General features: G+C 45.4%; 11 protein-coding genes. 7 read left to right on the top strand and 4 right to left on the bottom strand.

The window, feature by feature from the left end; all coding sequences use genetic code 11:
• Positions 1 to 232 precede the first annotated feature (232 nt).
• Entirely contained in the window at positions 233 to 1,501 is a 1,269-nt protein-coding gene (locus J7545_RS15170) for a bifunctional sterol desaturase/short chain dehydrogenase (protein WP_413038688.1), read from the bottom strand.
• Between the two features lie 262 nt (positions 1,502 to 1,763).
• Between J7545_RS15170 and J7545_RS15165 the strand changes: the two genes are divergently transcribed.
• The 6 genes from J7545_RS15165 (at position 1,764) to J7545_RS15140 (ending at position 7,512) form a co-directional block, all read left to right on the top strand.
• Positions 1,764 to 2,501, top strand: a complete 738-nt coding sequence (locus J7545_RS15165; RefSeq protein WP_318699295.1) for a 2-phosphosulfolactate phosphatase family protein — start codon at positions 1,764 to 1,766, stop codon at positions 2,499 to 2,501.
• 27 nt (positions 2,502 to 2,528) lie between these two features.
• Positions 2,529 to 3,530: a zinc-dependent alcohol dehydrogenase family protein gene (locus tag J7545_RS15160; protein WP_318699294.1), complete on the top strand. Its 1,002-nt coding sequence runs from the start codon at positions 2,529 to 2,531 to the stop codon at positions 3,528 to 3,530.
• Between the two features lie 141 nt (positions 3,531 to 3,671).
• Complete coding sequence (locus J7545_RS15155; protein ID WP_318699293.1) at positions 3,672 to 4,865, top strand: PilT/PilU family type 4a pilus ATPase; 1,194 nt, start codon at positions 3,672 to 3,674, stop codon at positions 4,863 to 4,865.
• 106 nt (positions 4,866 to 4,971) lie between these two features.
• Entirely contained in the window at positions 4,972 to 5,250 is a 279-nt protein-coding gene (locus J7545_RS15150; RefSeq protein ID WP_318699292.1) for a Nif11-like leader peptide family natural product precursor, read from the top strand.
• A 246-nt stretch (positions 5,251 to 5,496) separates the two neighbouring features.
• Complete coding sequence (locus J7545_RS15145) at positions 5,497 to 7,020, top strand: carboxypeptidase M32 (RefSeq protein ID WP_413038687.1); 1,524 nt, start codon at positions 5,497 to 5,499, stop codon at positions 7,018 to 7,020.
• 144 nt (positions 7,021 to 7,164) lie between these two features.
• Positions 7,165 to 7,512: a hypothetical protein gene (locus J7545_RS15140; RefSeq protein WP_318699290.1), complete on the top strand. Its 348-nt coding sequence runs from the start codon at positions 7,165 to 7,167 to the stop codon at positions 7,510 to 7,512.
• A gap of 138 nt (positions 7,513 to 7,650) precedes the next feature.
• Here the strand turns inward: J7545_RS15140 and J7545_RS15135 are convergent, their stop codons facing one another.
• The 3 genes from J7545_RS15135 to J7545_RS15125 form a co-directional block, all read right to left on the bottom strand.
• Positions 7,651 to 8,271, bottom strand: coding sequence for a HEAT repeat domain-containing protein (locus J7545_RS15135; protein ID WP_318699289.1), 621 nt, complete (start codon positions 8,269 to 8,271; stop codon positions 7,651 to 7,653).
• A gap of 159 nt (positions 8,272 to 8,430) precedes the next feature.
• Positions 8,431 to 8,925, bottom strand: coding sequence for a bleomycin hydrolase (locus J7545_RS15130; protein ID WP_318699288.1), 495 nt, complete (start codon positions 8,923 to 8,925; stop codon positions 8,431 to 8,433).
• Between the two features lie 87 nt (positions 8,926 to 9,012).
• On the bottom strand, positions 9,013 to 9,567 hold the full coding sequence (locus J7545_RS15125; RefSeq protein WP_318699287.1) for a bleomycin hydrolase: 555 nt from the start codon (positions 9,565 to 9,567) through the stop codon (positions 9,013 to 9,015).
• A 248-nt stretch (positions 9,568 to 9,815) separates the two neighbouring features.
• Between J7545_RS15125 and J7545_RS15120 the strand changes: the two genes are divergently transcribed.
• Positions 9,816 to 11,090, top strand: a complete 1,275-nt coding sequence (locus J7545_RS15120) for a HEAT repeat domain-containing protein (protein WP_318719773.1) — start codon at positions 9,816 to 9,818, stop codon at positions 11,088 to 11,090.
• The last annotated feature ends 231 nt before the right edge of the window (positions 11,091 to 11,321 follow it).

Below are 11,321 nucleotides of genomic sequence, written 5' to 3'. Positions count from 1 at the left end.
GCTAAAGCTTTTCGGAGAGTGACAGAAGAGGGATACAGCGCTTTGCGCTGCTATGAGGGACAGTATTGAATCCTTAAAGCCATATACCACAACCCTATTCCCTATTCCCTATTACCTATTCCCTAGCGCAAAGCGCTATAACGAAAATCTGGGTATCATAGTCGAGGGAATGGGTAATAGGGAATGGGGAATCTTGATGCTGCCCATTTTTCAGGGGAGAATCAAACCACTTCTAGACCCCTTGTTGTTCCGTTTCAGTCTCTGGATCGAGAGGGGTGGCTTTTTGACTAAAGAGTTGAAAATATAAGGAATTGCACCATTCTTTAATCGGAAACGCTAAAAATGTGATGGGGTTAATTGTCACAATAATATTGCGACTATCGGCTTTCGCTTGATGAATAATTTGTTCGGCAACCCAATCAGCAGATAAAACCCCAATAGGATTCAGATTACTCTTAAATGGCCCTAAAATCAGTTTACGAACAATACAAGGGGCATCCAAACGACGCAGGGTAACTAGATCGCCGATGGTGCGTTTAGAGAGTTCATATAAGGGACTGAAAGCGGGTGAAACTTCGGCTTCAGACGTATTTACCCAAACTTCTTTACAAGCCATATCTCGGTTAGTGTGAATGGTTTTGAGGAATTGCTCCATCAACCGCCATGTGGAAAAAGCATTCACCTGATAGGACTGTTCGATCGCCTCTGGAGTGCGATCGCCATGCACATTAATGCCATGGTTGAGAATCAGAATATCAATCTTTTGCAGGTGAGCCTCTAGTTCCGACTCTTTCCCCACTTGCCAAGCAATAGTCGGAATAGCTACAGCTTCAGAGTTAATCGTAATCTCAATATCATCCTCTCCAGAGGTGAGGGCGATGGGTTTTGCACCCTGTAAGTGTAGATTATAAAGCAGCGATCGCCCCAACGATCCAGAAGCACCCGTTACCGCCACTGTTTTGCCCTTTAAAGATAAAGCCGTTCCCATAATCCGATCCACCAATGTAAACGTGCCACAAAAATAAGCATTCTGATTATCAAAATGATGTCGCCAATGATAACTGCGATTGACCATTCCCTGGCTAGGAATAGCATCAAATGCCCCTGGACGGTGAGTTGAGTCTGTCCACTCCTCCATTCCCGGAATTCCCGATCCTCGACCCATGGCCGTTAATAAAAACGTAGCAGAATAAAGAATGGCCGCCCCTATGCCCCAGAGTCGATCGTTGAAATAGACAGCTATAGCTAACCCTAAACTGGCAGAGAGTAACATCACCAGACTTTCCGGCACATCATTGTACCAATGGGCTTTTTGATAAATCTCTGTGTTAACGGGAGTCAAATCGGGGCGAAACACCCGATGATGCCAAACATGCAAGCGATAGAGAGGCTTCCAAACATGGGCTAGAGCGTGATAACCATCACGTACACACTCCACAGCGGCGATCGCCAGTAAACCCCAACCTACACTCAGCCAGCTCAACCGATCCAGAGTATTCATCCACTCTGCCCATAACAAACCATCTAACGCAAACAAGAGTAGAACGAACCAACTGAACATACAGACTCCTACAGACCACCATCTTTATATCGCCCTATTTCTAGCGCCCAGCACTATAAGGGTTTCATCCCAGTTTACAATTGCTTTTCACGAATCACCATTTAGCTTACAGAATATGCGGTAAACTGTCGCTTAAATGCGGAAAGGTTCAAACAATCCTAAAATGGGATGTTGACTGTTACTCAAAACTCCAGGTGAGGTTGTGAAACTTTTTGTTTACCATACGCCCGAATTAACCCCGACTGACCATTTACCCGAATGTGCGATCGCCGTAGATGTTCTTAGGGCTACGACGACTATTGCCACAGCCCTTGACTCTGGCGCAGAAGCGGTACAAGTGTTTAGCGATATACAGAAACTGATGGATGTCAGTACGGAATGGCCAGAAGATCAACGTCTACGCTTTGGAGAGAGAGGAGGAGCAAAAGTTGAAGGATGCGATCTTGGCAATTCCCCCTTAAGTTGTACGCCAGAGGTGGTCAAAGGCAAGCGTATTTTTATGAGTACAACCAATGGGACTCGCGCTCTACAGCGGGTAGAAGCAGCAAAAAGCGTCATTACTGGAGCCTTAATTAATCGTCAATCAGTCGTCAATTATATTACTAGCCACGAACCAGAGAGTATCTGGATCGTTGGATCGGGATGGGAAGGGCAATTCTCCTTAGAGGATACCGTTTGTGCGGGGGCGATCGCCCATAGTCTGTTAACGGAATTTCCCCTTTCTTCTGCGGTTTCGGAAGTGAACGATGAAGTCATTGCTGCTATTGCCCTCTATCGCCAATGGCAAGAAGAATTAGTCGAGCTGCTCCAACAAGCTAGTCATGGTAAGCGACTACTGGGTTTAAATGGTATAGAAGATATTGAATATTGTGCCCAACTCGATAGTGTCCATGTTTTACCAATTCAGAAAGAACCTGGAGTTTTAGTCTCCCATCATTAACCATTCGGAGGTCGATCGACGTAACTTATGAAAGCGATTGTGATGAGCGCTCCTGGGAGGCCAGATGAGCTACAACTTCAGGATGTCCCGGAACCTAAACTCGAAGGGGAGCGCCAACTACTGGTTCGCCTGAAAGCGGCTGGAGTTAACCCTATTGACACCAAACTGCGGAAACGGGGAACCTTTTACCCCGATCGAATGCCTGCCATTCTTGGTTGCGATGGGGCAGGAGTTGTAGAGGCGATCGGGTCAGAGGTGCAAAACTTTAACGTCGGTGATGCAGTCTATTTTTGCAACGCTGGACTCGGCAGCCATCCGGGAAACTACGCCCAATTTGCCACTGTGGATGAACGGTTTGTAGCCCACAAACCCACATCCCTCAGCTTTGCAGAAGCCGCCGCCGCGCCCTTGGTACTCATTACTGCTTGGGAATCTCTGTATGACCGCGCTCGCCTGCAACCCGGCCAAACCACCCTCATCCATGCTGGTGCCGGTGGAGTGGGTCATGTGGCCGTACAGCTCGCTAAATTGCAAGGTGCATCGGTTTGTACCACTATCGGCTCCGTAGAAAAAGCCGACTTTGTGCAAAGCCTAAGTGCAGACCGAGCGATCTTTTATAAAGAAACCGACTTTGTTCAGGAAACGCTCAACTGGACATCGGGAGAAGGAGTTGACGTAGCCTTCGATACTGTAGGTGGGGCAACCTTTGCCCAAACCTTTCCCACAGTTCGCATTTATGGCGATCTCGTTACTATTCTGTCTCCCGCCGCTGATACTAACTGGAAAATTGCCAGAGACCGGAATCTGAGCATTAGTTTAGAATTAATGCTCACGCCCATGGTGCAAGGTCTGGTGTCTGCTCAACAAAATCAAGCAAAAATTCTCCAGCAGTGCGCTCGTTTAATTGATCGGGGAGACCTAAAAATCCATTTGGGAACCACTTTTGCCCTAAAAGATGCCGCCGCCGCCCATGAACTCCTCGAAAAAGGTTCAATGATGGGTAAAATTGCTCTCTTGATTGAAGAATAGGCAAGAGGTAAAAGGGAAAACCAGATTTTGCCTTTTGCCTCTTGTCTTGTGCCTATTACCCATTAACGCGCGAACCCCCGTTTTGTATGCCAGAATATTAAAAGGGATAATGGTTAAAGCCGAACAGAGGAGACCCATAAAATGACTGTTTCTGATGCCGATAAAGGTCAAAATTTAACAAAAAAACCCTTGCCTCCACCTAGCCACGCAGCTCAAATCTCCAAACCCTTTCAACCCGGAAATTTAATTAAAAAAATTGTTAAACACGCCCACGCCAATAAAGCCTCAGATGTTCATATTCGGGTTGGGCAGGTGACTCGATTTCGAGTGCGAGGCAAAATGATGAAGTTAAAAGAGCAAAATGTGGTTACGCCAGAACTCTTTGAACAGTATCTGGCTGATATTCTTACCCCAGAGCAACGGCAACAATTTGCCCAAGATAAGGAATTAGATACCGCCATATTTTATGAAGGATTGGTGCGCTGTCGGGTCAATTGTTTTGACTCCCTAACTGGTGGAGCGATGGTGTTACGGTTGATTAGTTTGGAGATTCCCACCATCGAGCAATTGGGTTTACCGGAAGTGCTACAAAATATCATTTGTAGTCAACAAGGTCTTATTTTAGTTACTGGGCCAACGGGATCAGGAAAATCAACTACATTGGCAGCAATGATTGATTTTCTTAATAAGAGCGAACATAAGCATATTGTCACCATTGAAGACCCCATTGAGTATGTGCATCCATCCCATAAGTGTTTACTCAGTCAACGGGAAGTGGGTTTGCATACCCATGATTTTCACCAAGCCTTGCGATCGGTTTTGCGGGAAGACCCAGATGTGATTTTAATTGGGGAAATGCGCGATCGCGTAACTGTAAATACGGCTTTGCAAGCCGCTCAAACCGGGCATTTGGTGTTAGGAACCCTCCATACTCGCAATGCGATTAATGCCATCAATCGTCTTTTAAACCTTTATAATGCTGAAGAACAGCCATCAGTGCGCATTCAAGTAGCAGATTGTCTGGTGGGGGTTGTGGCTCAATTACTACTTCCGACCACGGATGGAAGAAGAACAGCCGCCCATGAAATCTTGGTGAATACTCCAGCGATGCAAGATTATTTATTGAAAGGCGCTGAAGAGGAAGCGTTCCAATTAATGCAAACGGGCGAGATGGAGGGCATGTGTGTGATGAATCAATCCCTGTATAAACTGATTTTAGATGGCCGGATTACGATTGAGGAAGCACAAAAGATTTCTACTGATGCGGGCGAGTTGGATCGGTTAATGAGAACTGGAGGTTATGATACTCACCAATCTCCACGGGATTGGCAATAATTAGAAAATTTTCAGTTTTGGAGCTGAATCAATAGAGTACAATTATTCTCAGTAAGATGCTCAAGAGTTACGCCTGGTCTACAAAATTAAGGAGGAGACAATTTCTATGTCTAAAGAGGAAGTAATACGGTTTTTGCACGAGGTGATGGACAATGAAAAGCCAGAACATCAAGATTTACGCGAAGCGTTGGAAGAAGCGACTAACCCGGAGGCATTTATCCAAATGGTAAATAAAGAGGGATACGACTTTGAAATAGTGGAACTCGAAGAAGTGGCCCATGAACAGGGTGAAGCTAAAGGGATTACCATTCGTCGGCCAACTGGGGTGTGGCATTGGTTACGCAATGTCAATTGGCTCGATCGCACGAAAACGACATCGTCTTGATCGAGGGCTAGTTTAGGAAGATCGAGAGAGACGGATTGAATGGCTTATTACTCTTGGTACTGTTTCCGTGAGCGTGTAAAACAGGATTCACTCTAGAGGGATCTGTCCACGGAATTGAAAAAGGATATTTTTTTGCAGGGTGTCATCATTTCTATAGACAATATACAAAAACTTTAGCCACAACCTGATAGTGTTGCTTGGATAAAGTTTAATCCGATCACTTCAACCCATTCTCTTTGAAAAATGATAGCAACCCTGAAGTCTACAACTCCTCAATTAGAAGAACTAAAAACGCGGGTCACCGAGATCTACGATATTAATGCGGCTGTTTCCGTACTCTATTGGGATCAATCGACCTATATGCCCTCTGGAGGGGCGCAAGCGAGGGGACGACAGATGGCCCTCTTGCGCCAAATTGCTCATCAGAAGTTGACCGATCCTAGGTTAGGACAGTTGTTAGCGGATTTACAGACTCAGGAGAAAACTTGGGATTATAGTTCCCCAGAAGCAAGTTTGATTCGCCTCACTTATCGGAATTATCAAAGAGCTATCCAAGTACCTGGGGATTTTGTAGCTCGGTTTTCAGCCCATCGCAGTCGATGTTATGAAGCGTGGGCTAAAGCTAAGGAAGAAGATAATTTTGCTCTAGTGCAAGCGGAGTTAGAAAAAAACCTGGATTTCACTCGCCAATATGCGAATTTTTTTTCTGGCTATGATCATGTTGCCGATCCATTAATTGAAGAGGTTGATTATGGGATGACAACGGCGACGCTGAGACCGTTGTTTGCCGAGTTGCGTAAGGAGTTAGTACCTTTGGTGGAGGCGATCGCCTCTTGCCCCCAACTCGATGTCTCCTGTGTGCAGCAAGGGTTCGATCGCCAAAAACAATTGCAGTTTACCCTGAATCTTCTGCGGCAAGTGGGGTATGATTTTGATCGCGGTCGTCAGGATGAAAGCTTGCATCCGTTTACCACCAGTTTTTCCATTGGCGATGTGCGGATTACGACTCGTGTACGGGAAAACGATCTGACGGAGGCTTTGTTTAGTACGATCCATGAGATGGGTCATGCTTTCTACGAGCAAGGGTTAGATCTCACGTTAGAAGGTACACCTTTAGGAGAAGGGACATCTGCTGGAGTCCATGAAAGTCAGTCTCGACTGTGGGAAAATTTGGTCGGGCGATCGCCAGAATTTTGGCAGTATTTTTATCCCCAGTTGCAAGAAATGTTTCCAGAGCAACTGAAACTGGTGTCCTTAGATACGTTTTATCGAGCGATCAACCGGGTAGAGCGATCGCTCATTCGTACGGATGCGGATGAGGTTACCTATAATCTTCATGTGATGATTCGTTTTGATCTCGAATTAGAGTTATTAGAAGGATCGTTAGAAGTACGAGATCTGCCTGATGCTTGGAATGCTCGCTATCAGTCCGATCTGGGAGTGTGTCCGCCGAGCGATCGCCTGGGTGTGCTTCAGGATGTTCATTGGTATACCTCGACTCTAGGAGCCATGTTCCAATGCTACACTTTGGGAAACGTCATGAGCGCTCAAATTTATCAAGCAGCTCTCCAGGATCTTCCTCACCTTAAAGACAATATTGCCCAAGGTAATTTTGCCCCTTTACAGAATTGGTTAATCGATCGTATCTATCAATTTGGCAGTGTGTATACCCCATTAGAGTTAATGCAAAACGTCACTGGTAGCGATCTGAAAATTACCCCATTTTTGGATTATATTCAGCAGAAATATCGGCAGTTGTATGATTTCTAAAGGGTAAGCTCTTTTCTCTCCGAATTACGGTTTAAATGTAAACCCTGATTACTACAAGTAGGGGCAAAAGTTTTTTTGCTCCTACTACTGCCTATTACCCTTTACCCATTATGAACGATCGCCACGAATATCGGCGATAGTCCCTTGTTTCATTATCATCGCCGCGATCGCCGCGTAGAGCAACTCACCCTCGATCATATGGTTGCGGCTGCTTTGGTGCGCGGAGGCATGATTACGCGGGAAATGGGTCAGTATCATGAGGGTCGAAATCAGTTGGAATTTTATCTCGGTCGGGAGACCTTGCCGGGAGATCCACTGATTGAGATGAGTTTAGAACCTGGAGATCGGCTCCTGTTGTGTACGGATGGTATTAGTAGTTCTATTGACAGCTTACTCTTGCTCTCTTGTTTAACCATTGCTTCCCTTCCTGAGTGTGCCCAAGCGTTAATTGACACGGCAAAAAAGCAGGATCGACGGACAATCAGACTCTAATTATCTCGCAATATAGGGATTCAGAAATCTCTAAAGCAACCGTACAACAGATCGACTAACAATTATTAAATTGTTCATTGTTAATTAAAACGAGGTGAATTATGACAGATACATTGGCAGTGACAGTCGGTGGAATTATTATGAATTACCGGCGCTATATTGAATAGTTTGCTCTAAGCGAGGTAAAGCATTAGTTGCTGATTCCCGAATATAAGTATCCGCCGATTCATCATTGGCCAATTGGGTTAAGATTTCTGTAGCGCGACCATCTCCCATAGAGGCTAAAGCATTAATAATTGATACTCCTAAAGCTACATTTTCTGTTGTTTTTAGGGTGTCTACTAACAACTCTAACATCGGTGAACCTACAGCCCCCAGTGCCATCACTGCAGTAATATTCACCAGTTGATTGGGATGATTCAAGGCCAGCTTTAAACCTTCTACTCCTTCTTCTGGAAAAGCATTGGGGCCATGATTGACCGCAACTTGGGCTAACGCTTTTACACAACTCGTTTGAATGGTTGAATTATCACTTGACTCCAATAGGGAAACAATGGGCGCAATTGCATCCGGACCAATTACCCCTAACGCCTTCACTGCTGGTCGCCGAATATCCACATTCTCTTCCTTCACCATCTCAATTAAGCGACCAATGGTATTTTCGTCTCGATTTTCAGCTAACTGTACCATGGCCCGTTCTCTTAAATTTGGATTGGGATGTGTAAGCTGTGTAAATAAAGCGTTAGTATCTGGGGTCATTGTATTTAATTATAGAATAATTAACAATTAACAAACCAAGAACTCTAAGTCTTGAACTTGACTGCATATGAAGCCAAGCTGTAGACTTAGAGTCCTCTAAAGTTTAAGTCTTGATCCTTAATGTTCAAGAACCCAACTCAAATTTTTCCCAGTTATAGACTAGGACAAGGAGTTGATTACATAGTCTAGGAGAGCATTGTACTCAACTAGAGCTTGTGCAGACATATCGCGAGGAGCGCAACCGCGGTTACGAGCATAGCTCAGAGCTGCAACATAAGGAGCGGTGGGCAGACCTAAAGCACGATAAACTTCACGCTGTCCAGCAATTCCCCACTCATCAAGAGGGCCAGTACCGCCTACAGCCAAGCAGTAGCTAATCAAGCGCATGTAGTGCTTGATGTCACGCAGACACTTAGCTTTAAAAACGTCGGTAGAGTTGGCTTCACCAGAATTGTTCAGGTAAGGATACTGTTTGATGCAAGCATCGTAAGCTTCCTGAGCAACAGCATCAACGTTACCGCTGAGTTTTTCAGCAGCTTCCAAACGAGCAGCCGCACGTTGGAGGCTACCTTGAACAGACTCTAGGTCAGAGCTGCTAGGAAAACGACCAGCAGCATCAGCAGCAGCAATAGCCGTGGTGAGAACTGATTTCATTTCTTTACTATCTCCAGGTTTATGTGATCGGTGTTACTTTTTAAGGGACGATTGCCCGTAGATCTTCGGTGCAGTGATTTATCGGTTTTAGCTTAAAGCGGAAATAACGCGATCGAAGTATCCAGCACACTCAGCCGCTAACGCAGAGCAGTCTCCTTGGGGAGTATCGTTTTTACGATATTTTGCTCCAGCGCGCTCTTCTGTGTTGGTGTTGGTAATGTGAGCAACACAAACAGCCTTCATGATTTGTACTGCACGAACGGTAGAAGTTGCGGGAACTCCCAACGCGGTGTAGGTTTCTTTCAGGCCATTTAAGCACCGATCTTCGAGAACAGAAGCATCACCAGCTAACAAGGCGTAGGTGACATAGCGAAGAATGATTTCACCATCACGTAAGCAAGCAGCCATACGACGGTTGGGGTAGCAGTTACCACCAGCTTGGATTAAGCCTTGGTTTTCGCAAATCATACCGGTGATTGCATCAGAAACGCAGCAGCTTGCGTTACTAGCTACAGCATTAACAGCGTCTAAGCGCTTGTTGCCTTCAGTAATAAAACCTTTGAGTTCAGCAATTTTGTCGCTGCTCAGAGTGGAAGTGCTGGCATCTGCTGATACCACAGCTCTCGAAAAAGCGTCAAGCATTGAAATGTTTCCCTCTCAATAGTTGAATTTTAAGTGACCCGTTTTGCACTGGTCATAACTGACTATAGGAGATGATGGGGACTGATGGTAGCTTTATGATAAACAATGTAATAATCCTTTACAATTCAGAGGATTTTATTAATGATTGCCAGATGATAAATCGGTAAAGAACGGTATCACTGATCCAGAAAGGGTTGATTTCAAGGTATTTTTAAGAAATCTGCTGATGCTAGTTCAGTGCTTGAGTTATGGATAAACGATTTTCTCAGCTTTTTAATTTAAGTGAAGACCAGGCGATCGCCCTGTTAGAGATGCCTTTGGATCAGTTAGCCGATCCGAGCGATCGCTATGTGGCGGCTTGCCACCTGATGCGCTATCCCACAGAACGGTCGATAGCTGCCCTGATCAAGGCCATTCAAAATCAGGAGGACGATCTGTATAATCGGATTGCCCGACGTAAGGCGGTGGAGAGCTTGGGACGATTGAAGGCTGAGATCGCCATGCCTACCCTGCGCGAGTGTTTAACGGACTCGGATATCTATACAGTGGAGAATACGGTTTGGGCGATCGGCCAGATCGGGACAGATGACCCGCAAATTTTAGAACAAATCAGCCAACTGTTGCGGCAACCGAATCAAAGCTATCGGGTGATTATCCAAGTTCTGACCCAGTTAGGCTATCAACCTGCTCTAGAGGCAATTAAACCGTTTATAGACTCAGACGATCTGTGTATTTCCAGTGTGGCGATCGCCGCGACTTGTCAGTTAAGTGGTGATTTCAGTTCCATGGATCGGGTAGTGGACTTTCTGCATAGTGACAATCTTAATGTGCGCCGAGCTTGCATCCAAGATTTAATGGATACTTATTATTATCCAGCTCTGCCCAGAATTGTCCAATGTCCAGTTTCCATTGTATTTCGTCTGCGGGGGATTAAACATCTGGCTCAAAGTGGAATTGCTGCCCAGAAATTTACCTTTTCCGAGGTCGAACCGTATTTTGACCAGGTCATCCGAGATCATCCAGATACCCTAGAATTTGTCCACGAATATGATCAAACCCCGAGCATAGAGTTTGCGATTAATGAACTCTATAGTACGGATTTTGGGCGCTGTTATTTAGCCAGTTATACCCTCCTGCACACCTACCCAAAAGAGGCACCAGAAGCGTTATTAGCCACATTTGCTGAGAAAGCAAATAATGATTATGGCGCTCATTATCATGTGGTTAAACTCTTGGGATGGCTAGGGTACTCACCTGCCTATGATTTACTGGTGGAAGCCTTGCACAATGAAGCTCCTCAATTCCAAAAATCTAGGGCGGCTGCGGCGATCTCCCTAGGAAATTTAGGTGCAACAGAAGCTATTCCCCTGTTACATGAGGCCCTGAAAACATCGATCTTCGATCTTAAGTATGCTTCTCTGTTGGCGTTAGACCAATTAGGCGATCGCAAAGGAGGGGAGATCTGTGCCCAAGATCAGGATTTAATCTTACAAGCCAAAGCTCTAACTCAGGCTTCTCATTAACCGGTCAATCATTATAGCGCTTTGCGCTAGGGAATAGGGAATAGGGAATAGGGAATAGGCTTTTGGTACATAGCTTTGAGGATTCAACACTGTCCCTCATAACAGCGCAAAGCGCTGTAGCCCTCTTTTGTCACTCTGCCGAAAGAGGGCTAGAATAAGAGGGAAGGTAAAGAGCTGAAGAGTAGAGTAGACGATGGATGGAGAGTTAACACTTCGGAAACATGTAGCTCG

Origin of the sequence: Roseofilum sp. SBFL (assembly GCF_017746885.1) — a bacterium.
GTDB lineage: Bacteria > Cyanobacteriota > Cyanobacteriia > Cyanobacteriales > Desertifilaceae > Roseofilum.
This window is presented reverse-complemented; position numbering and strand designations above follow the sequence as displayed.